Source organism: Pseudoalteromonas rubra (assembly GCF_005887115.1).
Classification (GTDB): Bacteria; Pseudomonadota; Gammaproteobacteria; order Enterobacterales; family Alteromonadaceae; genus Pseudoalteromonas; species Pseudoalteromonas rubra_F.
Genome location: NZ_PNCJ01000005.1, coordinates 384,580 through 410,879, shown reverse-complemented (window position 1 = coordinate 410,879; position 26,300 = coordinate 384,580). Strand labels below are relative to the sequence as shown.

General features: G+C 48.7%; 18 protein-coding genes. 13 read left to right on the top strand and 5 right to left on the bottom strand.

From position 1 onward, the window contains the following. Positions 1–3 precede the first annotated feature (3 nt). Both CWB98_RS02650 and CWB98_RS02645 read left to right on the top strand, forming a co-directional pair. Positions 4–834, top strand: a complete 831-nt coding sequence (locus tag CWB98_RS02650; protein ID WP_138543419.1) for an amino acid ABC transporter substrate-binding protein — start codon at positions 4–6, stop codon at positions 832–834. A gap of 64 nt (positions 835–898) precedes the next feature. Next, positions 899–1,480, top strand: coding sequence for a thymidine kinase (locus tag CWB98_RS02645; RefSeq protein WP_138543418.1), 582 nt, complete (start codon positions 899–901; stop codon positions 1,478–1,480). A gap of 14 nt (positions 1,481–1,494) precedes the next feature. Here the strand turns inward: CWB98_RS02645 and rlmF are convergent, their stop codons facing one another. Then, positions 1,495–2,361, bottom strand: coding sequence for a 23S rRNA (adenine(1618)-N(6))-methyltransferase RlmF (gene rlmF, locus CWB98_RS02640; protein WP_138543417.1), 867 nt, complete (start codon positions 2,359–2,361; stop codon positions 1,495–1,497). A 168-nt stretch (positions 2,362–2,529) separates the two neighbouring features. Here rlmF and CWB98_RS02635 point away from each other — a divergent pair, with 168 nt between their 5' ends. Beyond that, positions 2,530–3,435, top strand: coding sequence for an alpha/beta fold hydrolase (locus CWB98_RS02635; RefSeq protein WP_138543416.1), 906 nt, complete (start codon positions 2,530–2,532; stop codon positions 3,433–3,435). On the opposite strand, the gene CWB98_RS02630 is transcribed toward CWB98_RS02635, so the two are convergent. Next, positions 3,436–4,896, bottom strand: a complete 1,461-nt coding sequence (locus CWB98_RS02630; protein WP_138543628.1) for a tetratricopeptide repeat-containing sulfotransferase family protein — start codon at positions 4,894–4,896, stop codon at positions 3,436–3,438. A 93-nt stretch (positions 4,897–4,989) separates the two neighbouring features. Further along, positions 4,990–7,647, bottom strand: a complete 2,658-nt coding sequence (locus CWB98_RS02625; protein ID WP_138543415.1) for a TonB-dependent receptor plug domain-containing protein — start codon at positions 7,645–7,647, stop codon at positions 4,990–4,992. 446 nt (positions 7,648–8,093) lie between these two features. Between CWB98_RS02625 and CWB98_RS02620 the strand changes: the two genes are divergently transcribed. From CWB98_RS02620 to CWB98_RS02585, 8 genes are all read left to right on the top strand, one after another. After that, positions 8,094–8,465, top strand: coding sequence for a hypothetical protein (locus CWB98_RS02620; RefSeq protein ID WP_054016736.1), 372 nt, complete (start codon positions 8,094–8,096; stop codon positions 8,463–8,465). Positions 8,466–8,596: 131 nt separating this feature from the next. Further along, positions 8,597–9,964 (top strand): leucyl aminopeptidase family protein, encoded by a 1,368-nt coding sequence (locus CWB98_RS02615; protein WP_138543414.1) that lies wholly within the window; start codon positions 8,597–8,599, stop codon positions 9,962–9,964. 135 nt (positions 9,965–10,099) lie between these two features. Continuing rightward, the gene (locus CWB98_RS02610) at positions 10,100–11,221 is read left to right on the top strand and encodes a sensor histidine kinase (RefSeq protein ID WP_138543413.1); all 1,122 of its coding nucleotides are present in this window, start codon (positions 10,100–10,102) and stop codon (positions 11,219–11,221) included. A gap of 2 nt (positions 11,222–11,223) precedes the next feature. Beyond that, complete coding sequence (locus CWB98_RS02605) at positions 11,224–12,057, top strand: LytR/AlgR family response regulator transcription factor (RefSeq protein ID WP_249364580.1); 834 nt, start codon at positions 11,224–11,226, stop codon at positions 12,055–12,057. A gap of 440 nt (positions 12,058–12,497) precedes the next feature. Then, entirely contained in the window at positions 12,498–15,158 is a 2,661-nt protein-coding gene (locus CWB98_RS02600) for a glycoside hydrolase family 16 protein (RefSeq protein ID WP_138543411.1), read from the top strand. Between the two features lie 62 nt (positions 15,159–15,220). After that, entirely contained in the window at positions 15,221–18,178 is a 2,958-nt protein-coding gene (locus CWB98_RS02595) for a TonB-dependent receptor (RefSeq protein ID WP_138543410.1), read from the top strand. Between the two features lie 75 nt (positions 18,179–18,253). Beyond that, positions 18,254–19,501 carry a sugar MFS transporter gene (locus CWB98_RS02590; RefSeq protein WP_138543409.1) on the top strand — a complete coding sequence of 416 codons (1,248 nt, stop codon included), beginning with the start codon at positions 18,254–18,256 and terminating at the stop codon, positions 19,499–19,501. A 1-nt stretch (position 19,502) separates the two neighbouring features. After that, on the top strand, positions 19,503–22,049 hold the full coding sequence (locus CWB98_RS02585) for a glycoside hydrolase family 3 protein (protein ID WP_432765873.1): 2,547 nt from the start codon (positions 19,503–19,505) through the stop codon (positions 22,047–22,049). A 58-nt stretch (positions 22,050–22,107) separates the two neighbouring features. Here the strand turns inward: CWB98_RS02585 and CWB98_RS02580 are convergent, their stop codons facing one another. Then, on the bottom strand, positions 22,108–23,580 hold the full coding sequence (locus tag CWB98_RS02580; protein WP_138543407.1) for an aminoacyl-histidine dipeptidase: 1,473 nt from the start codon (positions 23,578–23,580) through the stop codon (positions 22,108–22,110). 173 nt (positions 23,581–23,753) lie between these two features. Further along, positions 23,754–24,821 (bottom strand): ketoacyl-ACP synthase III, encoded by a 1,068-nt coding sequence (locus CWB98_RS02575; protein ID WP_138543406.1) that lies wholly within the window; start codon positions 24,819–24,821, stop codon positions 23,754–23,756. A gap of 142 nt (positions 24,822–24,963) precedes the next feature. Between CWB98_RS02575 and CWB98_RS02570 the strand changes: the two genes are divergently transcribed. Then, on the top strand, positions 24,964–25,359 hold the full coding sequence (locus CWB98_RS02570; protein WP_138543405.1) for a DUF4440 domain-containing protein: 396 nt from the start codon (positions 24,964–24,966) through the stop codon (positions 25,357–25,359). A 35-nt stretch (positions 25,360–25,394) separates the two neighbouring features. Then, positions 25,395–26,273 carry a mechanosensitive ion channel family protein gene (locus tag CWB98_RS02565; RefSeq protein WP_138543627.1) on the top strand — a complete coding sequence of 293 codons (879 nt, stop codon included), beginning with the start codon at positions 25,395–25,397 and terminating at the stop codon, positions 26,271–26,273. Positions 26,274–26,300 lie beyond the last annotated feature (27 nt).

The following is a 26,300-nucleotide window of genomic DNA, read 5'->3' as shown; positions in this document are numbered from 1 at the left end:
TTAATGCGATTTATTTTAATCTCTTTGTTGTGTTTGTTTGTCGCTTACCACGCCAGCGCGAAAGTGTCTGTCAGATTGTGTTATGAAGATAAGCATATCCCACCTTTCTTTTTGGGTAATGGGTTGGATGTACCCAGAGAAAACCCGGGGGCGACCATTGAGATTTTACGCCTGCTTGAGACTCGGGTTGGCGGTATGCAGTTTGAATTTGTCCGAAAACCCTGGCAACGCTGCCTGTATGAAATTAAACGAAACCGGGTGGATGCCGTTATCGCCAGCTATCGTCCTGCTCGAGAGTCCTTTCTGTCTTACCCGCTCAATGAAGATGGGTCGCCGAACACACTCAGCTCAATTAGCCGGCTGGGAACGTGTTTGGTCGGAATGACACAATTGAAAACTGCCATGAGTACCAGGCACTATCCGATTAATCTTGCTGTGCCCAGGGGGTATTCCGTGGCTGATTCTGTCGGCAGTGATAAATACACCATACTGAATACTGACTCGCAAAGTGATGCCTTTGAGCTTGTACTCAAGGGCAAAGTACACGGTACCTTTGGCTTGTGTCAGGTCGATGGTAAAGCGGTGTCAGCATTTCCTTATCGTCGTCAGTTAGAAGCCGTTTATCCGCCTTTAGACATCAGTTTTGGTTATCTTACCTTTTCCAAACAGTTCAGAGAGCTACATAGTGAAACAGCACTTGCTCTGTGGTCCTCGCTTAGCACCACTGAACTTCACCACATTTATATTGCGTATATAAACAGGCAAAGTTATCCCGGTGATACACAAGATAGCAGTAAGGTGCCTTCGCAACCGTCATGGCATGTGTTTGAGTAAGCTGGCTAATCTGCGACAGTTTGGGTAGACTATCGCGAATTTTTTAGCGGCTGATACATACACCATGGCGCAATTATACTTTTACTATTCAGCAATGAATGCTGGCAAGTCTACAACGCTTTTACAATCTGCATTTAACTACCGAGAGCGGGGAATGAATCCGTTTATTCTTACCGCGGCGCTTGATGACCGTGCGGGGGTTGGCAAAGTCGCGTCTCGTATTGGTCTGGAGGCAGACGCACACACCTATGAGCCAGCCACGGAGCTGTTAAGCCTTATCAACATACACCACGATGAGCAATCGCTGGACTGCATTCTGGTTGATGAAAGCCAGTTTCTAAGTAAGCAGCAGGTTTCGCAGTTGACAGATGTAGTCGATTTATTGGGTATACCCGTACTTTGCTACGGGCTAAGAACGGATTTTCGTGGTGAGTTATTCGAAGGGGCACAGTACTTACTAGCCTGGGCAGATAAACTGATTGAACTTAAAACAGTGTGCCATTGCGGTCGTAAGGCGAACCATGTGTTACGACTAGACGCCTCGGGGCGGGCGATTGCGGATGGTGCGCAGGTTGAAATTGGCGGTAATGATCGGTACGTATCGGTCTGTCGAAAGCATTATAAGGCAGAGCTCAATAAGCTTTGAGCGCTGCCCTGATTTTAAAAGCGCCAGGCGATTAAGCGGCTGACCTTCTGGCCCTGCTGCATTTCGATAACTCTGATATCGCTTGGCTTGACAGCTTGCAGTGCTTTTTTTAAAGCAGGCAGGTTGTCTTTTTTGGATACCAGTGAAGTAAACCAGCCAACTTGCTCTGCGAACATCACACTTTCTTTGATCATGGTTTTGATAAATGCCAGTTCGCCACCCGGGCACCAGAGTTCAGGTGCGTGACCGCCAAAATTCAATTTAGCGCTTTGTGGTGCTTTACCCAAATTACGCCATTTTCTTGCAGTGCCTGCTTGCGCCGCTTGTTCACTCTCATGAAAAGGGGGGTTACACAGGGTTAGCTCATAGTGATCTTTTGCAGAGATGACCCCGCGAAAAATCGCCCGCTCATCTTTTTGTTGTCTGACTTTAATACCTAGCCCATTAGCTTTGGCAATGGTCTGCGCCACCGACACTGCCATCGGGTTTATGTCTGAACCTGTAAACTGCCAGCCATATTCAGCCTGACCTATCAAGGGGTAGATCAAGTTGGCACCAGTACCAATATCAAGACAACGGATCTGTTTACCTGTCGGGGGAGTTCCCTGGTTATCGTCTGCCAGTAAGTCCGCCAGGGCATGAATGTAATCCGCACGTCCGGGCACCGGCGGGCACAGGAAAGGCTCGGGTAACTGCCAAAACTTGACACCATAGTCACAGGACAGCAACGCCTGATTTAAAGCCACAATGGCTGCTCTGTCGGCAAAGTCAATGGTGTCCTCTCCACGTGGACTGCTGATGAGGTACTGCTTTAAAGCTGGGTTTGTAGTACAAAGCCGGGCGAAATCATAGCCCTGTCGGTGTTTATTTCTGACGTGCATTGGGTATGTGTCAATTCTCTTAATGGGTGAATCGCGCATTATATCTAAATTCTGGTGTTTGTGCCGCTACTTTGGCTAGGTAGGCAGACATCAGGTTAGAGTACACGAGCTTGCGATGACTATGTCTGGCTGGTACGATGAGTTTTAAAAATGATGAACTAACCTCATATGATCAAGCAAAACTCTCTCTATGTGCCAGTGTCGGGTGAACACCAGTTGCACCTTCGCCATATTTATCATGAGCAAGCTATGGGGCCGGCGGTGTTGTTGTTACACGGCGCTGTGGAGAATGGAAAGATTTTTTACACCCACAATAATAAAGGGCTTGCGCCTTTTTTGGCCGAACAAGGTTACCAGTGTTTCGTGGCAGATTTGCGTGGCAGGGGGGAGAGTAAGCCGGCGATCAGCAAAGGAGACCGGCATGGGCAGACTGAATCGATAGTTGAGGATATCCCCGCAATTTTACAATTTATCACAGCCAAAACAGGTAAACGGCCACAGTTTTGGGTCGCTCACTCCTGGGGCGGTGTGCTGCTAAACAGTGTATTGGCCCGGTTTGAGCAAGAGCGTGAACATGTCAGTGCATGTGTATACTTTGGGACAAAACGTAGCCTGTATAATCGTCATCCGGAAAAGTTACTCAAAGCGAATGTCATCTGGTACACACTGGCATTTTGGCAGGTCAACAAGCATGGCTATCTTCCGGCTCGGCGGCTTAAATGGGGATCGGACAATGAGACGCGTAAGTCTCACGCACAAAGCGTGCAGTGGGCAAAGCGCAAACCCTGGATTGATAGTGATGATGGTTTTGACTATGCGGCAGCACTTAAGGACCGTTCGCTACCACCGACTTTGCATATAGCAGGGGTCAAAGATAAGGCTCTTGCGCAGCCCATTGACATTAAAAAGTTTATGGCTGAGTCAGGCACAGGCGTTCAGGAGATAAAAGTGTATGGCCGGCGCTATGGTCATCAGCATGATTATGATCACATCAATATGCTGACCCACAGCGGTGCACGTCAGGATCAGTTTTCAGATCTGCTTGGCTGGTTTGAGCAATACAAACAAGCCTGATCACACAGGCGACTTAACACCAGGTTGCTCCATCGTCAGTTCCTTAGTCATCAGCGCTTCAAATTTTTTCCAGTTTATCAGAGGCGCAGAATTCAGGGGTTTGCGAACCTGGGCTTTGCTTAATGTCGTGACGACTTTATGGCTTTTGTGGAACTCCATACACTCAGGCTCGTATTTTTGGTACATAAAATTCAGGGCCTTTCTAATCTCTCGTTCAGGTTCCTCAAGTAGCTTTTCATAACTCAGAGTGTGAATATTTCGGGGCAGCATGGCTTTAAAATGCGTCATTACATCGTCCGTCATGTCACTGTAAAGCTGGTACTCCTGCAAAGAGCAGAAATAGGGCTCATCTTCTGCGAAATGGTTACTATAGACTGACCAGGCATTGGGCATAAACTCTCTGGTCATATGTATAAAGCGAGCGTCAGGAAACATTTTAAAGATCAGGCCAATATTCTGAAAATTGGCTGGCAACTTGTTTATCACCGCCTCTTCTGCAACACGGTGTCGCTTAATCTCATCAACGTACAAATTACGGCAATGATCGAGCATGGAGGTACTGAGTGTTTTTACACAGTCCGGAAACGGGGCTTCGTTACGCATGCTCAGATAGGGCACAATATCGTCACTGATCACCGTACTCTCGCCCATAGAGCCAACCTGTGAGTGTTGGATCAGCATTTGTTCCAGCAAGGTTGACCCTGTCCGTGGCAGGCCGACGATAAACACGGGTGTAAAAGTCGCTTTTACTTTGTCCGCTGGCTTGTCAAAGAAGTCCTGATTAAAACTCTGCTTCAGGTATTCGAAAAAGGGCAACATAGCAGATGTATGGAAATCGCACAGATCGTGCTGAGCTGAATTTGCTTGCTGATAATGACTAAACGCAGCGTCTACGTCTGAAAACTTCTCATAGGCTTTGGCTTTAGCGTAATGGGCCACAATCTGTACTCTAGGGTTGTCGATATCGGCAGTCAATGAATCGAGTAGCGCCAGATAGTCGTTGAGCTTCTCACCTTCAGTCAGTTTGATCAACTCGTGGAGCATAAAGACGGTAATCGCAGAGTGGGGGCAGGATAAGCCCGCCTCGAAGACGTTTCGAGCGTTATCAATAAAGCCATAGTCCAGATAAAACTGACCCAGATGGTAATGGGCCTGTGCATTATGTCTTGCTACGCTTAACGTATATTCGAGTACAGTTTTGGCATCAACGGGCGACCCGACGGCAATAAATGCATCGGCCAGCGCATACAAGGGGTCGAGCATTTTTGGTAAATGTTCGCATGCGCGCTTTAAATAGTATATGGCGTTGTCATATTGCTCTAATCTCATACAGATCCTGCCAAGACCAAACAGGGCTTTGCCATTTTTGGGGTTTTGTTTCAGGACTTGTTTAAACATGAACTCGGCTTCACGTAAGCGATTTTCTTCGAGTAATTCTGAGGCTCTTTCTAGCAGTAACATGTGGTTATAGAGAAGTTTTTTATACATGATAGAAATAAAAAGGGGAAATAGCTATAGCTACTTCCCCCTTTGTTTCTGGGTTACAGTAAGTCGTTAGAATGTGTAGGTTGCTTTTACGTAGTAGAAGCCACCATTGATCCCAAATGGAGACGTTTCGTAATAGATACCGCCCCAGTTGTTGGCTGGTGTTAACTCTGTTTTACCTTCTTCGAGGAAGTCGACTACTTTTTCAGCATCCTGATCGAAGATATTGTTTGCACCTACGGTCAGGCTGATGTTTTCAGTCGCAAAATAAGTCAGCTCAGCGTCAAATGTGAAATTTGGGTCAGCCATGATAGCTGTTGCATCATAGTCTACGTGTACGCCTTGATACTCACCATAGTAGTTGTAACGTAGGAAGCCTGAAAAATCTTCCCACTGTTGTGTCCAGGTATAGGTCGCTCTGTGTTGTGGCAAGTCTTTTTCCAGACGTGCCACCTTAAAGGCCCCGGTAATGTCTGAGAACTTGTCAACTTCGGTTTCATTCCAGTTATAAGCAGCACTGAATGTCGCGAAGCCGCCCAGCAGATCCATAGAGTAGTTTGCAACTATATCTACACCCTGAGTTGTGGTATCGAAGTCATTGGTAAAGAAGGAAACCTGTGCCAAGCTATCCACATTTGGCACGCCATCCGCTTTTAATGCCGCTTTTTGCTCCAGTGTCAGATCGATCTTGTTCGACTGGCTCAGGCGGTCTTCAACTTCAATGTTGTAGTAGTCTATGGTCAGGAACAAATCGCCCGACTGATAGACTGCACCAAAGGTGTAACTTTGTGACTCTTCCGGCTGCAATTCGCTACCACCTAACAATTGTGAAACCGGGTTAGTGGGAGGTAATAGTGCCGAGTCTACCAGCACACCGCTGCTCAGGTTAGTCTGAACGTTACTGACATTAGCCTGGCCAACGGTCGGTGCACGGAAACCTGTGCTCAGCGAGCCACGTAGCGCAAGATCTTCTGTGGCGTGATATTGCCAGGTTACTTTGTAATTGGTTGTTGAACCAAAAGTATCGTAGTCCTCGTAGCGCAGTGCCCAGCCCATCAGGAACTCTTCAGTGAAGGGGGTTTCGATATCAATATAGGCTGCGTAGCTGCGGCGTGAGAACTCGCCGCCTTGCGAGGGTTTAAAGCCAGGAAAACCGTTAGAGCCTATGCCAAATCCTTGCTGTGTTAAAGGGCCCGCGGTAAATGAGGGCTCATCACCCGGGATGACTTCAAAGGTTTCTTCTTTCCACTCCAGACCACCAGCAACGTTGACGTCGTAGGCTAAGTCAAAATCATAGCCTTTCGAGAAATCAGCGTTAAAGTTCTTTTCTAGCTGAATGTATTTACCCGGGCTGAACTCCATTGGTGTGTCAGGACCCATAGAGGCGTTTATGGTGTTGGTAATAAAATAGCGAGACTCGTTACGGCCTACTGAACCGCTGAAGTCATAATACGCTCCTTTCATAAAGCCGCTTGTAAACTCACCTTTGGTACCTATAGTGAGTGACGTATCAGTGATATTACCACCGAAGAAAGGCGTAAAACCTGCGGGCAGCATGTTGTTAAAGGCAAAACAATTTGCTGCGGCGAGCGAATCCAGGGCTGCCTGGTCCGGTAAGCCATTAGCTTGTAGCTCAACAACGGGACAGTTGATCTGCTGGTCGTACCCATCCAGAGAACCCACTAAGATAGTCGGCGTTGCATCATCCCACAGCTTTTGCTGCGCTTCATCTGTGGGGTGACGTCTGGTTGGCGTGCCATTAACGTTACGGATTACGCCACCATAAACCTGTGGACGTGTGGTGGGGTTACGATAGTAGAAGCCGCCTTTCACATCCCGCTCTGAATAGTTACCGAACATGTAGAACTGGGAGTCGTTGGTCAATTCAAGTCCAACATTACCAAACAAGGTGATGTCGTCGTTGATTTCTGGTGCGCCCCAGACCTGAGCCGGATCTCTTACACCTTCTAAACCTGCATCCATAAAGGCTTGTGCATCCGGGCGTTGCACGCTGCGGCTGGTTGGGTCGGCTTCTTTATACTGAAAGCTTAAGTTTGCAAAGCCCTGGTCAGTGAATGGCAGACCAATGTTACCCTCTACCGTGGTTGTATCACCGTCGCCTTCATAGTATTGGCCTTGTTTGACTGAGATGCTACCGCCTTCAGAGGCATCTTTTAGTACAAAGTTCAGTACCCCGGCGATGGCATCTGAACCGTACTGAGCTGCCGCACCGTCACGTAATACTTCAACCTGTTTCAATGCGATGCTGGGGATAACGGAAATATCCGGACCCTGAGCACCATCGTTAATGCCTCCGCCTAAAAACGCAATGACAGATGAACGATGGCGGCGTTTGCCGTTAAGTAGAATTAAAGTTGAATCTGCGGGCAGACCGCGTAAGTTAGCAGGGCGCACCAGGCTTGCAGCGTCACTTATTGGGTTGGCGTGAACGTTTAGAGAGGGCACCGAACCTTTAAGCAATTCCAGCATGTCATCGCCACCAGCCTTGCTTAAATCATCGCCACCTATGATGTCGATTGGTACGGGTGAATCACCCACTGAACGCGGTGCTGCGCGGGAGCCTACGACCGCAATTTTCTCAATTTTTTTATCAGCGCCAGCATCAGCCTCTTCAGCCTGAACGCTGGTTACAGCCAATCCCATTGTTGCAGTAGACGCCAAAGCAAATTTAATCGCACGACTTAGCGCGTTTGTTTGTAGTTTCATCCTGTTTCCCCAGATATTATATGTTGTCATAATTCACAATATACATAACTTGCACCTTATTTTTTAACCAAGTGTGTACTCGTCATTAAAGATAATTGCAAATATGTTCACTGCACAATTAAAGGTAGCAGTGAATTTTACAAGGTCAAATTTTCAAGTAACTTTTTGTTTGTGGTGCAAAAAATGAGCGTTTACGTGGGTGTTATAGGTACTGAGTAAGTTGAAATAAACTCACTAAATTCGCATTATTGCGTATTTTGATGTATTTCTTGCGTGGGATACTCAAAATATACCTTGTTAAAAACTTCATCTTGTCACCTGCACTGAGTAGCGACGTTTTACATTGGTAGCAAAATAATGAGGCTCTTCTTAGTGTCTGAGCGCGCTAACGCCCCGTTTTTATTTCTGCTACTATTGGAGGTACTATGGTTCCCCAAAGTATGTGAATGCGATTAATTAAAGTAGTACACAAAGCCCCAATTCGGGTCGTAAGGATCAGTAAAAAACGTCAACAATTAAGGCTTCGGCGTGCGCTAGTAGGTTTAAAACTTGCTTTGGCCCAGGAAAAACAAGAAACACGCGAAATGCTGGATATTTACAAACGTTATCCGCAAGGTGGGGTATCTAAACAAGAGCTGTCCGCGGCAAACCAGCAGTTTGTCGATATATTAAAAGGATTGGGTCTTGGTGTATTCGCCTTGTTACCATTTGCGCCAATCACCATCCCTTTGATTGTCAAGCTTGGGCAGTGGCTGGGTGTCGATGTACTTCCCAGTTCTTTCTCATTGAATAAAAAGCCAAAAAGCAAAGAAAAGTAACCTGGTAGAAGCTTGTAATCCGCTTGCGTGTACATAATTAGCTTTTTATATCGCTTTATGCATCCAGTGAGTGAAATATTTTTCCCACCTTGGTATTCTCTTGTCAGGTTTATGTAATTCAAGAGGCACGTATGAGTCATTTACTTGTTCACTCATCACAAGGAATACCGGTACATTTTATTAAGGAAAGTCAGCTAGGCGAATGGTTAGAGGAAAACGCGCCACAAGCCAAAAACATCACGCTGGCCACCAGGCAAAAAGCGCAGAAAACACTACTGATCCCAGATGTCCAAAGCGGCGAAATCAGCGCCGTTTTGTGTGTGGTGGAGTCGCTGGATGATATGTGGCTGGCGGGTGACCTGTCCGCCCAACTGCCGCAAGGTACCTATCGTATACAAGGGGATGAGGCGTTTGTTGAACAGGCCGCGCTTGGTTACCTGCTAGGTGCATATACATTCGACGCATACAAAAAGGCCTCCGCACCCAGCGCCAAACTGGCCATCGAGTCAGAGGTCATGTTGAAAAAGTTGCAGGATCAGGCCGATGCTATTTATTTGGTCAGAGATTTGGTCAACACCCCGGCTGCTGACATGATGCCTCAGCATATGGCAGAGATCTGCATTGAGATGGCCGCGCAATTTGGCGCGCAGTTTTCTCAAATTGTGGGTGATGAATTGCTGGAAAACAACTACCCAACAATACATATGGTTGGCAGAGCCAGTGAAAACAAACCACGCCTGCTGGATTTGAGTTGGGGTAATGAAGACGCGCCTAAACTGACTTTGGTTGGTAAAGGCGTCTGTTTTGACTCCGGAGGCTTGGATCTTAAGCCGGCATCTGGCATGCGAAACATGAAAAAAGACATGGGCGGGGCAGCTCATGTACTGGGGCTTGCTCATATGGTTATGGCGGCCGGTTTACCTGTGCGTCTGCGAGTGTTGATACCTGCGGTTGAGAATGCTGTGTCGCGTAACGCATTTCGCCCCGGCGATGTCATCCAGACGCGTAAAGGTCTGACGGTTGAAATTGACAACACAGACGCAGAAGGTCGCTTGGTATTGTGTGATGCTCTGGCGGAAGCACAATCAGAACAGCCTGATCTGTTAATCGACTTCGCGACCTTGACTGGTGCATGTCGAATTGCATTGGGTACAGAATTACCAGGTTTCTACAGTACGGATCAGGACGTGGCCAATGCGATGATTGCACAGGGCAACACGCTTCAGGACCCGATATGGCAGCTGCCGTTGTTTGACCAGTATAAAGCACTGTTTAAGAGCGATGTGGCCGACATGGCGAACTGTGGTTCAACCCCGTTTGGTGGTTCTATCACCGCAGCTCTGTATCTAAAAGAGTTTGTTGAACCAGAGCAGACTCCCTGGGTACATTTTGATGTGATGGCTTGGAACTTGCGCTCGCTTCCGGGCAGACCTGTTGGCGGTGAGGGACTTGGCTTAAGAGCCACATTTGCCTACCTTGAACAGCGCTATGCATCATAAGCTGTTAAATTGATAAAAGGGCCGTGATGGCCCTTTTTTAATGTCTCTAAACGGGGAAAATCGTACAGGCTAGCTTGCTAAATTTTTAAAAAGTTTTAGAGTGTCGCAGGATAGAGCCTTATTCTGAGTACTGTTTTGTCTGTATCTACGTCCCATCAATCTGAACTGGCACCGCTTGAGCCAGAGTCTTCCGCACTTCCGCATTTGTCTAAGCAATTCTGGAGCTTACAAATTGCCGGTTGGCTTGGTTATGCGGCTGTGGTGTTTCTGGCAATCATTCAGCCTCAGTTTGATTCACCTGGTTTTAATCTCACCGGACAGGTGGTCAATCTGGGCGTCGAAAGCCTCAGCGGCTTTGCATTGTCGCTCATACAGTGGTTGTTTATCCGCAGGATCATTCATCAGCCATTGCAGCGCACGCTCTTTATCAGCTTTTTGTCTGCGGCTTTACTGGGCCTGATTTATAACATCATTAAGCTTGCCAGCTATAAAGTCATAGTACATGACCAGCACTGGAACCAGGCCTGGAATATGCTGGAATTTGGCGGCTGGTTGTTGTTTTCATTGACCACTATGTTTGTCTGGACATCGATATTTTTTATCATGTTATATAATAGCAGATTGCAAAAAGAGCACGAACGTTTGCTTAGAGCGCAAACCCAGGCAAAAGATGCTCAGCTACAAATGCTGCGTTATCAGCTCAATCCGCATTTTATGTTTAATACCATGAATGCCATTTCAACTTTGATCCTCAAAGAGGATAACGACACGGCATCAGAAATGCTCGATAAGCTCTGTGATTTCTTCCGTCATTCACTTGAGGCTACACAGCGCAGTCGGATCTCTTTGCAGGAAGAAGTTCAGCTGATCGAGTTGTATCTGGCAATAGAAAAAGTCCGTTTTGGACAACGCTTGTCAGTTCGCTATGCGATTGAGCCTGAAGTGCTGAAGGCACTGGTGCCGAACATGTTATGCCAGCCTGTGGTTGAAAATGCTATCAAGTATGCCATTGAGCCAAGTAAGCTCGGAGGGGAAGTGAGCATATCGGCTAAAAGACAGGCGGAGCAACTTGTTATCGAAATTTCAGACAGTGGCACAGGTGGCAATGCCATGACTGAAAAAGGGTTCGGGATCGGGCTTAACAACGCTAAATCGAGACTGGATGTAATGTATAGCGGTAATTTCACCGTCTCTTTAAATAAGAATGCAGCAGGAGGCAATACTGTGACCTTAGTGCTGCCGTATGAGGTTGACTGATCATGATAAAACCACTCACTGCCCTTATCGTAGACGATGAGCCCCTTGCTTTGGAAGGGCTGAGCCTCAGGTTGGCGAAGATCCCCGAAATTGAGGTGATAGGCCAGGCTGAAAACGGGGATGATGCAATCCGTTTGTGCCATGAGTTGTGTCCTGATGTGTTGTTTTTGGACTTGCAGTTGCCTGGTCTCAATGGGATCGAAGTGGTACAGGCAATACAGACGGATGTCTTACCTATGGTGGTTTTTGTCAGTGCATATAGTGATTATGCACTGGAAGCTTTTGAGCTCAACGCGATTGATTATGTGCTGAAACCAGCTAATCTGGGGCGTTTACAAAAAACGGTTAACCGGATCCTGGAACGTCGACAGCCACGTCATGCCGAGCAAGAGAAATATCGCCTGCTACAGGCCCTCACTGAAACCTCGGGGCTGGCGGTCGCCGAGTTAGAGTCCTGGCTGGAAACGGATAATCCGTTGCCTGCTGCTCAGAACAAAGACTTAGTCATTAAAAACAGTGACAATGAGCAAGTATTTGTGCCCGTGGATACGATCCGCTGGATTGACGCAGCCGGAGATTACATGTGCGTACATACGGATTCAGACACTCACGTCCTGCGTATTACCATGAAAAAGCTGCAAACTTTGCTGGATGAAACCCAGTTCGCCCGGATCCATAAATCCACCATAGTCAATTTAAACCATGTCACTGCCATTAGGCCTATGCGAAATAACGAGAGCCTGATCACACTCCAGGAGCAGGTAGAGTTAAAAGTCAGTCGCAATTATAGTAAGGCATTACAACAGTTTGTTGCTAAAAAGAAAACGTTAAGCTAGTTAACGAGTGGTGGTGTGGTGGGTGAATATTCATCACGAGCGGTGTGGTTCACCTCTCATGGTGCAACAATAGTACGCTTTGGTGCAGCCTGCTTTCACCCCTCATGGCTTAAAGTCTAATCAAAACAAACAACTAACCTTTCATCTTATTTTTGTATCGCTTTGTCGTGCACTACTGTGGCCCATGAACATGTGTCGCACCAGTTGCCCGTGATGGCGCGTTTCTATTGTAACATTCTGGTTAATTGAACAGGATAGCCTCAGGAGCAGACCGAATTTGCAATCTGATTCGCTGCTTATTCTTTGTAGTACGACCAGTGCAAAAGGCCAGCATATACCTGGCCTGTTGCAAATAACAACGACAGCGGGCCTGTGCCAGACTGTGAAAAGAACATGTTCGTACTGCACAACAATCGGTTCGATTAGTTGGAACACACATTATGATAAAAGTTGCAAAATCCCTCTCCAGTTTTGGCGTCTTGCTTGCGTTAGCGGGTGTGACCGGCTGTGGTGGCGACGCTAAAACACACACTGATCTAAGTAAAACTGACCCACAGGTACCGGCTTCTGACTGGCAGCTGGTCTGGCAAGACGAGTTTGATGACAGCCAAATCAATGCTCAGAACTGGACGCACGAAGTGGACTGCCTCGGCGGTGGAAACGAAGAACGTCAATGCTATACCGATGATAAGGCCAACTCGTATGTCAGCGATGGGACATTAAAGATTGTCGCGCGTCGTGCAGCAGATGGTGCTGAAAAACCCTATACATCCGCACGCCTTATCACAAAACACAAAGCGGATTTTAAATATGGTCGATTCGAAATGCGCGCAAAGTTACCCAGCGGGCAGGGCAGCTGGCCGGCATTTTGGATGCTGCCTACGGATGAAGTTTATGGCGGCTGGCCCAACTCTGGCGAGATTGACATAGTTGAAGCAGTTAACCTCAAAGCACAAGGAGCTGAAGGTAAACCTGAGGCCCAGATATACGGCACCTTGCACTATGGTAAGGATTGGCCAGACAACGTACATTCGGGTAAAGCACATACTTTGGCAGACGGTGCTAATCCCGCCGATGACTTTCATACCTATGCTGTGGAATGGCAAGAGGGAGAGATACGCTGGTATGTTGATGATTACCTTTATGCCACCCAGCGACAGTCAGAGCCCTTGTATGACAGTAACGGTGATGTATTCAGTTTGAAACACAGGGGGTGGTTCGCCGAGTACCATGATCAGGGCAGTGGTGAGCTGGTAACACACTGGGATAGTGCACCGTTTGACCAAAACTTCTACCTAATCTTAAACCTGGCTGTTGGTGGCAGCTGGCCGGAAGCTGTCAATGAAACGGGTGTGAATGCCGACGCGTTTGTAAATGGACAAACCTTTGAAGTGGATTATGTTCGAGTCTATCAGTGTCAGCAAAACCCGACAACGGGTAAAGGATGTGAAACGATTCGTGCTGGATGGGACTCGCCGGAGGATGCATTGGTTGAAGGCAAGGCGCCTACTCCCCCTCCACCTGCAACAGCAGGCGACAGCCTGCAAATTTTTGACGGCGAGCTTAACAAAGACTGGCCTGCCTGGGATTGCTGTGGTGGCAGTGTGCCTGCGTTGTTGGACGACGACACTGCGGGAACGGTCATCGAGTTTAGCGTGGGTAGCGAACCGACGGTGAATGGTTTTATTTCTCGCGACCCGATGGCGTCTGATGCGGGCGGCACACCGAGTCCATTCGATGCGTCCTCCCTGATAGACTCTGGCATGGTGCGTTTTGATTTGAAAGTCATCTCAGCGCCTGTGGATGCCCAAACGCCCTGGATGCTAAAAGTAGAAAGTGCGAACGGAGAAAAAGTGATTGAAATTCCTTTGTCTGACAGCACAGAGGGCCTGCAACCAGTGGCCGGGCAGTGGCAAACCTTTACTTTTCCTTTACAGATGCTCGCTGAGCGAGGCCTGGATATCAGCAGCATTGACGCAGTCCTGATATTCCCGGCATGGGGCAGTGGCGAAGGCGCTGTTTATCGTGTCGCTGACGTGGCCATTGCCGCGTCGCAAAATGCTTCAGCGCTGGTGGTGTTTGAAGACAGTGAAAACCCTGCCTGGCCTATGTGGGATTGCTGTGGCGGATCAGTACCTACGGTTGAGCTGGATGACGATGCACACGGCAATGTCGCGGAATTTAAAATCGGCGATACAGCGACGGTGATGGGCTTTATTTCTCGCCAAGAGTTTATCACAGCTGAAGGGGTCAGCGCGGCGCCGTTTGACGCTTCTTCTATTCTGTCTAATGGTGTGGTTGAGTTTGATATGAAAGTGGTGAGCGCACCACAAGATTCGACTGCGACCTGGTCTTTTAAGGCTGAATCGGTCAATGCTGAAAGTGTCGCTGAAGTCGCTTTAGATAGTAGTGTGCAGCAAGCAGCGCCTGAAGTTGGCCTGTGGCAAACCTATACATTCAAATTAACTGATCTGGTTGCTAAAGGTTTAGACATCAGCGCGATTGACGTCTTAATGGTTTTCCCTACCTGGGGCCAGGGGGCAGGTGCGGTATATCGCATCGACAACGTCAAGATTTACGACCCGAATCAGGCCGATGACTTTGTGGGTGAAATTCTGTTTGCTGACGATGTTAAAGACCAATGGTCGCTGTGGGACTGCTGCGGCGGTTCCACCCCCACGCTTGAAAATGATGATATGACTCAGGGTATGGTTGCTGAATTTAAAGTTGGTGCTGAGCCAACTGTGATGGGATTGTTTGCAGAAGATGGCCATTACCTTGATGCGTCAGCTTATATGCAGTCCGGGTCAGTTCAGTTTGATCTCAAAGTAGTGACTGCGCCGAACGATAGCGCTGCTCTGTGGAAGTTTAAGATTGAGGCGCTGGATGCCGATTCCGCCTTAGAGCTAAACCTAACGGAGAGTCTGGAGGCTACGGCCCCTCAGGTTGGCCAGTGGCAAACCTATACTTTCCCTCTTCAGGTACTGAGTGATGGTGGGGTCAATATCAGTGGTATTGACATTATCATGGTCTATCCGGCCTGGGGCCAGGGAGAAGGAGCCGTATACCGGCTCGATAATGTGATGATCACAGCCAAGTAAACCTAAACCGATGGCGTGGTATAACCACGCCCAGACAGCGAAAATTATTCAAGCAGGTCTTTATGAATACAGTAAATTATAAACTCTCACATGTCGCGATTCTGATCGGTGCGGTACTTGGCACTTCTATGGCACAGGCAGAGCAAGTCGCAGCGCAGGCTGAAGAAGAAACCCCGGAAGTGATTGAAGTGCGCGGTATTAAGGGCAGTTTGATCCGCTCCATGAACGTTAAGCGAGACATGTCGGGCGTGGTGGACGCGATTTCAGCAGAAGAAATGGGCAAGTTTCCTGATACCAATCTGGCGGAGTCTTTGCAACGAATTACCGGCGTGGCTGTGAGCCGCAGCAACGGAGAAGGGAGCCAGATCACAGTGCGAGGCTTTGGTCCCGACTTTAACCTGGTAACGCTCAATGGCAGACAAATGCCGGGAACTGGTAATAGCCGCTCCTATAACTTTGAAAATCTCTCGTCTGACGGCGTGTCCGCGCTGGAAGTGTATAAGACAGCCCGTGCTGATAATCCAACCGGTGGATTAGGCGCGACGGTGAATATTGTCACTGCACGACCGCTCGACAGCGGTGCGGAAAAAATGTCTTTTTCAGCTAAAGCGATTCATGATTCATCCAATGTGGCAGGCGACAACATCACGCCAGAGGTCTCAGCCCTTTACTCAAATGCGTTCTTTGACGAAACGGTCGGGTTTGGCTTTACCGTCAATCACCATCGTCGCGACTTTCAGCAGCAAAGCGCCAATATTCAAGGCTGGCAGGCGAATGTAGACTTGCCTGCCAATCTGGACGTTGACAGTGTCGTTGATAATCGCCCGTTGAATAAAGACGGGGTGCCAGCAGGAGACTACTTCTTCCCCCGCGACATGAACTATCAGATAAGCGACTTGCAGCGTGAACGTACCAATGGTCAGCTTGTTTTTCAGTATGCACCCAATGACGATATTGTGATGACTCTCGATTACACAGGCACTCAATCCATAACCGGTAAGAACGCGATTTCATGGGGCATGTGGAATGACTATGGTGGCAACATCAACGGTTACGAGCTGGATGAAAATGGCACGGTCGTCTATGCCGACATCAGCGGCAACGACGGCTCTTTTAGTGCTTCGCGCTCAACGACCGAAGTAAATGAGCGCTCAGTCGGTTTTAATGTCCAATGGCAGGCGAGTGATGCATTGAGCCTCACTCTGGATTATCACGATTCACACAGCGAAACCGACAATGGCGCAGACTCAGGCCTTGGCAGTGAAGGCACATTGGTACTGGGTTCAGATCAGCTAACGACCAAGCGCTATGATTTTCGTAGCGGTGAGATCCCACATGCAGAAATCCTCTGGCGAAATGGTACCAATGAGCTGGCAGCCAGCGAAATCGACTCTCACTTTAGCCAGTTTGTGCATTCCCCAGGCAAAGCGACGGTTGAGCAGTTACAGCTCGATGGCGTTTGGGAAAACCTCAGCGATCGCTGGGGATTAGTGAATGTCAAATTTGGTGTGGCGCTTACAGAGCAGGAGATGAGTGGCTCGAATGCCTGGAGTGGTTTAATTGGTGGCTTCTTATTTAATCCTGCCTGGCCGGAATTATTCCCAGATGGCATGTTCACTCAGCATGACACGAGTGACTTCTTAAATGCATTTGACGGTGGCGGTAGTGCGTTACAGCCTCACTATTACTACACCTTTGATTTCGATGAGGTAGCTGCTCGCTCTGAAGCCTTTTTGACCAATGACTTACTCGGAGGCAATGACTACTTCGCGACGACGGCATATCACGACATGGGGACTGTATCGCGTGAAAGTGTGACGGAAGAAACCAGCAGCATCTACTTGTCTGGCTTCTGGGAGTTTGAAGTTGCCAGCTATCCGGTACAGATAAACGCGGGTGTACGCTATGAGCAAACCGATGTAACCAGCAGCACTTTCCAGCCAACGCCAACGGCCGTATGGTGGAAGGGTGGCAGTGAATGGCATACCCAGTTTTTACCTGATGGAGATGCCTTCTTTACCGTTGAAGGCGAGCATGATGTGGTTCTGCCTATGGTGGACTTGCGAGTGGATGTGACGGATGAACTGGTTGCCCGTATGTCCTGGGGCAAAACCATTTCACGGGCACCGCTGGGCGATCTGGTTGGCGGGCGGAGTCTGTCAAACAGCCCTAAAATTGGCTCTCGTAATGCCAGCGAAGGCAATACCAACTTACAACCATTTGAGTCGACTAACTTTGACCTCAGTCTCGAATATTATTACGCCGAAGGCAGTTACGCAGCCATTGGTTACTTTGATAAGTCGGTGAAAAACTTCATCGGCAGCCAGGTAAACTCGACAACTGTCGAGGGCTTTCTGGATATTTATCAGGGGCCGAGATGGTTGCAAGCTGTAGCAGACATCGAAAGTCGTGGCGAGCAGGCCACCAATGACGCTATTTTTGCCCAAATGCAGGCCAATGGCGCAACGCTTAATGAGCAGGGCTACATTACCCCGAATGCAGATGACCCGTTGATCGTGTGGGATTTTACACGACCATTTAATGCACCCGATACCAAGTCAGTTGACGGCTTTGAAGTGGCAGTACAGCACCTGTTCGGCGAAACCGGTTTTGGCGTCGGGGTCAATGCGACATTTGTTAATGGCGATGTGGAGTTCGATGTGGCCAGTCTTAAACAGCAAACCCCACTCACAGGGCTTAGTGACTCAGCCAACTTTCAGGTTTTCTACGAGCTAGATGGACTATCGGTGAAGCTCACATATGCGTGGCGTGACGAGTATCTGCTGGGGGTAGGTCAGGATCAGGGGTCTTCAGACAATCCGCCACAATTTGCTAAGGCTTTTGGTCAATGGGATATGAGCGTTAACTACGACATGACGGAGCAGCTGACCGTATTCTTCGAGGGTGTGAACCTCAATGATGAAACTGAGCAAGGTTTTGGCCGATATGAGCGTCAATTCCTGTTCGCCCGCCAATACGGTCCCAGATATGCACTGGGCTTCCGATATAAGTTCAATTAATTCCGAGTACGCTCTGGCGGTTGCCTAAAGCGGTGCCAGAGCACGCCTTCTTTATTTTTTTGTTGGAAATTCATTATGGCTAGTTCATCCGCGATGCTGGAAACCAAGCATGACTCGCAATCGGAACAGGGGCACAGATTTGCGCTGTTCACGCTGACGACTCTGTTCTTTATGTGGGGGTTTATTACCTGCTTAAATGACATATTGATCCCCTATCTGAAAGGGGCATTTTCTTTAACTTATACCCAGGCCATGCTGGTGCAGTTTTGCTTCTTCGGCGCCTATTTTATTGTCTCTGTTCCTGCGGGCATGCTGGTTGGCAGAATTGGCTTCAAAAAAGGCATCATCACAGGGTTGAGTGTTGCGAGCATTGGGTGTTTATTATTCTACCCCGCAGCTGAGCTGGGGGTTTATGGGGTGTTTCTGGGGGCACTGTTTGTATTGGCTTCAGGTATTACTGTATTGCAGGTCTCTGCAAACCCTTTTGTAAGCGCCCTGGGACCTGCTAAAACGGCTTCGTCACGTCTGACGATGACCCAGGCATTTAACTCATTGGGTACAACGGTTGCGCCATTTTTTGGAGCCTGGCTTATTTTTTCTGGCAGCAGCGAGCCGGCACATGCAGACGCTTCTGCGGTGCAATTTCCTTACCTGATGATCGCTGTCACGCTTGCTGTGCTGGCTATTGTCTTTGCATTTATCAAGTTGCCGTCGCTTGGTGCTCAATCGCAAGGCGCGCCCTCTTTAAAAAAAGCACTACAATACCGACACCTCAAACTGGGCGCAGTGGCGATTTTCTTGTACGTAGGTGCAGAAGTCGCTATAGGCAGCTTCCTGGTGAACTTTTTACACGACCCCCGTATTGCCGGGCTGAACGAAGCACAAGCGGCTCAGCTAATCGCTTATTACTGGGGCGGTGCCATGATTGGGCGCTTCATCGGTGCGCTGGTGATGCAAAAAATTGCGGCGGGTAAAGTCCTGGCATTTAACGCGCTCATGGTCATTGCACTGTTGTGCGTTGCTGTCATGACCGAAGGCCGTGTGGCGATGTGGTCTGTGCTGGCGGTCGGTCTGTTCAATTCCATTATGTTTCCAACCATTTTTAGTCTCGCAATCGACAAGCTGGGCGAAAGCGCCAGTCATGGTGCCGGCGTATTATGCCTAGCGATTGTCGGCGGGGCTATTGTGCCTTTGCTGCAGGGGATGTTGGCTGATGCATCAGGTGTACAACTGTCATTCCTGTTGCCGGCACTGTGTTATGTATTTATCGGTTATTTTGGGCTCAAAGGACACCGACCTGTTTTGCTATCCACGGAGAAGTAAAGTGAAGAAAACAACCACCAAGATTTCACTCAGCGTGCTGGCTGCTGGTATTCTAACGGCGTGCGGCTCAGCTCAGCCATCGGCAGAAGTTAACAAAGGGCTTGATATCTGGCCCAAAATACACTCAGAGGTGGGCAAAGATCCCAAAATAGAGCGCCAGGTTGCGGCACTACTGAGCAAGATGACGTTAGAGCAGAAAGTGGCTCAGATGATCCAGCCTGAGATCCGTGACATCACAGTCGAAGACATGCGGCGCTACGGTTTTGGTTCTTACCTCAACGGCGGCGGCGCATTTCCCGGCAACAACAAACATGCCAGTGTCAAAGACTGGGTCGACCTCGCCGAAGCCATGTATCAGGCGTCTGTGGATGACTCGCTGGATGGCATTAATATTCCCACCATGTGGGGAACTGATGCGGTGCATGGCCACAACAATGTGATTGGCGCAACGTTATTTCCCCATAACATCGGCCTGGGGGCTGCAAATAACCCCGAGCTGATTGAAAAAATTGCTCAGGCAACAGCGAAAGAAGTGATGGCAACGGGCATTGACTGGGTGTTTGCACCCACAGTTGCAACTGTGCGTGATGACCGCTGGGGTCGCACCTATGAAGGTTATTCTGAAGACCCCGAGATAGTTAAAGCCTATGCGGCAGCCATAGTACATGGCTTGCAAGGCCATGCGGATGGAGACTTTTTGGGTGATGACCGGGTGATCAGTACCGTGAAGCACTTTCTGGGCGATGGCGGCACGGTAAAAGGAGACGATCAGGGCAATAATATCGACTCTGAACAAGCGCTGTTTGATATTCATGCTCAGGGGTACGTAGGTGGTCTGACTGCGGGCGCACAATCTGTGATGGCGTCATTCAATAGCTGGCAGGGCGAGAAAATCCATGGTCATCACTATCTGCTGACCGAGGTACTGAAGAACAAGATGGGGTTCGATGGCTTTGTAGTGGGTGACTGGAATGGTCATGGTCAGATCCCTGGCTGTCGCAATGACGATTGTCCACAGGCTGTCAATGCCGGTCTGGATGTGTATATGGTGCCGACTGATGCCTGGAAGCCTTTGCTTGAAAATACCATTGCACAAGTCAAAGCGGGCTTTATTCCACAGTCTCGTATCGATGATGCCGTTACGCGTATCTTGCGGGTAAAATTCCGCGCGGGATTGTTTGATAAACCCAGCCCGGCGAAGCGCCCGCATGCAAACAATACGCAATTGATAGGCCACGAAGCGCACCGCGAAATCGCACGCCAGGCTGTTCGAGAATCTCTGGTGTTGCTCAAAAATAATCATCAGTTGTTGCCGCTGGCACCCAATCAACGCATTCTGGTAGCCGGTGATGCGGCTGATAACATAGGTAAGCAATCGGGTGGCTGGACTATTACCTGGCAGGGCACCAATAATCAGAATAGCGATTTCCCGGGCGGCCAGTCTATTTATGATGGCATCGCTCAACAGGTTAAGCTGGCGGGTGGTGAGGTTGAACTAAGCGAAAATGGCCAGTTTAAAACTAAACCGGACGTTGCCATTGTGGTATTTGGCGAAGAGCCCTATGCCGAAGGGCACGGAGATCGGGAAACGCTGATTTATCAGCATGGCAATAAACGCGATCTGGCATTACTTAAATCGCTCAAGGCACAGGGCATTCCTGTGGTCTCTGTATTTATCAGTGGCAGAGCGATGTGGGTCAACCCGGAGCTCAATGCCAGTGATGCCTTTGTGGCGGCCTGGTTGCCTGGTTCTCAGGGCGAAGCTGTTGCAGATGTTTTGCTGAGAAACTTCAGGGGTGAGATACAACATGACTTCAGTGGTCGCCTGTCATTCTCCTGGCCTGCACACCCCAGCAAACCGGTCAATCGTCATGACAAGGACTATGCTCCTTTATTGCCTTACGGGTTCGGCCTGAGTTATGGAGAACCCTCAGTGCTGAGTAACACTTTGCCAGAACAGGTAGATACCATACTGAGTTCGTCAGGTGTGTATGAGATATTCAATGGTAAAACACAGCAGCCATGGCAGATGAGACTGTTCTCTGGTGAACAAAACCTGGCGGTTGCTGCAAGCAGTATGGCTCTGGAGGGGCTGAATTACAGAACGATAGATAAGGACATTCAGGAAGATGCGTTCAGGGTCGACTGGCAAGGCCCCAAAGCGGGTGTTCAGTTTGTCAGTGGTAATGGCTTCAGAGAAGATTTAGCCCGTTATCAGGCTGCGGGTGGCGTGCTTAGTATGACGGTCAAACGCGGTGAAGCAATTGCAGACAAAATGTTCATTGGCATGCATTGTGAAAGTGAAGGCGATGCGCCGGGAAGTTGTCGGGCTCAGGTTGATATTAGTGCTGAGTTACAGGGGCTGGCAGCCAAGCAATGGCAGGTGCTGAGTATTGATTTACAATGTTTTGCCAGTCAGGGGGTGAAATTTGATCAAATGGTAATGCCATTTGAATTATACGCAACCGGTAGCATGAGCCTGTCGTTTAGTGACATCAGTATAATGCCTTCTGGGGATAAGCGAGCCACGGTTCACTGTCAGGATTAACATCAGAGGTAATATAAATCAGGCACCTTTCGGTGCCTGATTGACTCACTAAGCGGGATTAGTCACGCTCAGGAATATTTTGCAGTAATGCCTGCATTTGTTGCCAATACAGGCCAACTGATTCAATGTGCACCTTCTCGTCAGGAGAGTGCGGGAATTTGATCGTCGGACCGAATGAGATCATATCCATATTCGGGTAAGGTTCTTTAAACAGACCACACTCCAGCCCTGCGTGGATCACCATGATATCTGGCTTGTTACCATAGATACCTTCATACATATCACGGAAAATATGCACCAAATCAGAGTTAGGGTCTGGTTTCCAGCCAGGGTAAGCACCTGAAAACTCGATGTTAGCACCAGCCAACGTTGCAAGTGAACTCAGTGTGCCTTCGACATCTGTACGGCCTGAGTCGATCAAAGAGCGGATCAGGCAAAGCACTTCAACTTTATCTGCATCAGTAGTGATCACGCCCAGGTTCAATGACGTTTCTACGACACCCTGAATATCATCGCTCATACGGACAACGCCATTCGGACAGGCATTGAGCAGAGCCAGCAAAGAGTCCCGAGAGTTCGCAGACATTGCATCAAAGGTGGTGCCTGTGTCGCTCACGGCAAAGGCCAGATTCGTCTCAATGGCACCAAGCTCGTTACTCAGCACAGTTTGGAATTCGCTCAGACGCTGCTCCAGTATGCTGCGCTGCGCTGGTGCAATGGCTATCGTTGCATAGGCTTCACGCGGGATGGCGTTACGCAGTGAACCACCTTTAAAAGCGATCAGGTTGTAGTCCACATCATTCAGATGATGCTTTAGTACTCTTGCCAGCAATTTATTTGCGTTGCCGCGACCGGTATGAATATCGACGCCTGAGTGTCCGCCTTTAAGCCCTTTTAAACTGACTTCTACAAGCTGATGTCCGGCTGCAATGGGTTGGCGCTCAATATCGACTGTCATGCTGGCATCTACACCGCCAGCACAGCCCATATAGATTTCACCTTCTTGCTCCGAATCCGTATTCAGTAGGATGTCGCCTTCCAGCCAACCTGCTTGAAGACCAAACGCGCCAGACATACCTGCTTCTTCGTCTACGGTCAGTAAAACTTCCAGAGGGCCATGCGGGATATCCGATGAGGCCAGTACTGCAAGGCAAGAGGCCATACCCATGCCATTATCAGCGCCCAGAGTTGTGCCTTCAGCCGTAACCCACTCACCATCGATATAAGGACGAATTGGATCTTTGGTAAAATCATGATCTGTGTCGTCATTCTTCTGTGGCACCATGTCGATATGTGCCTGAAGAACAACTGGTTTACGATTTTCCATGCCAGCCGTCGCAGGCTTTTTAATGAATACGTTGCCGGTATCATCACGGCGCACGGCCAGACCCTGAGATGTTGCCCAGTCGACAATGAAGGTGGCCAATGCTTCTTCATGTTTTGACGGGTGTGGAATTGAACAGATCTGGTCAAAGAATTGCCATACAACCTGAGGTGCCAAATTGGCAATTTCGGAATGAGGTTTAAACACCGGGTTCCCCTTATTTGAGCTATTGTCTTCCAGTCTGGACGTTTGTGAGTACGTATCGGACTGGTAAGCGGGTAAATTGTGGGGAGAGTTTACCACTGGCGGGTGTTTAGGGTCGAGTAGATGCGGCCAGTTGAGCGCGAACGCTTAACTGGCTCTGTAAAGGAGGCTGGCCTTTACTGTTGGCATGCCTTGACAGCATCGGCGATGAGTTCCATTCCCGAGTGCTCACAACTTGGCAGGGTTTCATCACAGTGCGCCAGTGGAGTGACACGTTCACCCCATTTAATGTAGCTGGCCGCCCAAGTAAGACCGGCACCAAAGGCTGCTGACATAATGTTTGCATGAGGCTGAATTAGGCCTTGCTCAACGGCTTCACATAATGCAATGGCAATGGTCGCTGCAGAGGTATTACCGTACTTATCGATATTCACCATGACTTTGTCGTCTGCGATATCGAGCTTTTTCTGGATTGCCTGAATGATCCGCAGGTTCGCCTGATGTGGAACCAGCACGTCGATATCATCCAGCGACAAGTTTGCTTGGGCAAGCACATCGTCACAGGCAACGCTCATACCCGTCACGGCACGTTTAAAAATTTCACGTCCTTCGAACGCCAAGTCTGATGGGCCTGGTGGTTCGTAGCGACTCAGATCAGTGCCATAGTTGGCAATGTGCAAAATACCTCTGTCCTCACTGTCACATCCGGTTTTGGTGCCAAGCAAGCCACAAGGCTCATCGCTGGCTTCGAGGATAACTGCACCAGCACCATCACCAAATAGCACAGCGCTGTCGCGTTTTGCCCAATTGACGTACCAGGTCATACGTTCGGCTGCAACGACCACTGCACGTTTGATCATGCCTGCCTGGATCTGTGCTGTGGCATTTTGTAACGCATATAAAAAGCCAGAACAGGCTGCATTGGTGTCACAGGCTGCTGCGCCGACCGCACCAATATTTTTCTGCACCAATGAGGCAGTATTGGCTACCATAGTCGAGGGCGTGCAGGTTGCAAGTAATACCAAGTCTATGTCTGAGCCTTTTAAGCCGGCGCAAGCCAGAGCCTGTTTACTGGCATAAGTGGCCAACTCTGCGGTACTAACATGACTCACACGGCGAGACTTAATACCAGTGCGGGTGCTGATCCATTCGTCATTGGTGTCGACAATGTTACTTAATTCGTCATTACTGATAGAGGCGGGTGGGATTGCTTTTCCCCATCCTGTTATTTTTGCGTACTTCATTTTATCTCTTATTCAAATCCGACCAGTAGGCTAAAGCACAGTATATCGCAAACCACATTGTGTTACACACAATTATCCCTTGTCGAAATCAATGAATTGACTAGACTGATAAGAGATGGTTGCGTTAATTGTTTGGTTTATAATGCAAAAAATTAAATTTGATACGCTGGATATGCTTATTGGTCTGGAGCGGGAGTTACTGGATCCTGCTGTACGTGAGAATCCGCAGCGGCTAGCACAATTGTTAGATGAGGATTTCTATGAAATTTCTGCCAATGGGCTGATGTTTAATAAGTCTCATGTACTGGCTAGATTACCGCGTGAGAAAGTCCCGCAATTTTATAATCAGGACTTTCAGGGACAAATGCTGGCCGAACATCTCGCACAAATCACTTATCATGCTGCCTATCGCAGAAATGCCTATTCTAATTTAAATTATTCAGTCAGAATGTCCATCTGGCGCAGCAGGGCGTCTGGCTGGCAATTGCTGTTCCATCAGGGAACGCCGTGTCCTGAGTTTAAACTTAAATATGAATAACCCCGGCCAAAGCCGGAGCATAATAGAGGTGTGTGTTGATTTACCTGGATAAACTGGTTGCAGTGTTGAATTACCCATTGTTTACTTTTGCGGAGCGCTCCTTCACGGCGGGTAAGCTGCTATTGGTTCCCGTCCTGCTGTTTATTGGCATATGGCTGACCCGGTATTTCGTCAACAAGCTTACCAATCGACTCCGCATCGCAAATACGGATCCGAACATGGTGCACTTAGTGCAGAGGCTCTGTTACGTGCTTGCAATCGCTATCACGGTTATCACAATCTTGGATGTGATTAACGTGCCCATTACCGCGTTCGCATTTTTGTCAGGCGCTATTGCCATTGGGTTTGGATTCGGAGCCCAGAATATCATCAATAATTTCATTAGTGGTTGGATCCTGATGTGGGAGAAGCCCATCCGTATTGGTGACTTTCTTGAAGTGGAAGGGACTAAAGGGATAGTGGAAAAGATCAATACGCGTTCAACTCGGCTACGCCGGGTAGATGGTGTGCATATGCTGATCCCAAACAGTAAATTACTGGAAAATACCGTTACCAACTGGACACTGGTCGACAAACTGATGAGAACGTCGGTACGAGTTGGCGTGGCCTATGGTTCATCTGCGAAACAGGTTGCTGCTTTAATTCAGCAGGCGACTGAAGAGCAGCCAGAGGTGCTTGCTGATCCCAAACCTCAGGTGACGTTCGAAGACTTTGGTGATAATGCTCTAATATTTGAGGTCAATTTCTGGCTTAACTCGAACGTTGAAGGAGGTCTCAGGCAGGCCAGAAGCAAAATACGATTTCGACTCGATGAACTGTTTGCAGAGCACGATATTGTAGTGGCGTTCCCACAGCGTGACGTGCATATCGATGGGCAAATAGCCATTGTCAGGCAGCCTAAACGAGCAAGTTGATTAGACTTTACTCTGCCGATGCATGGT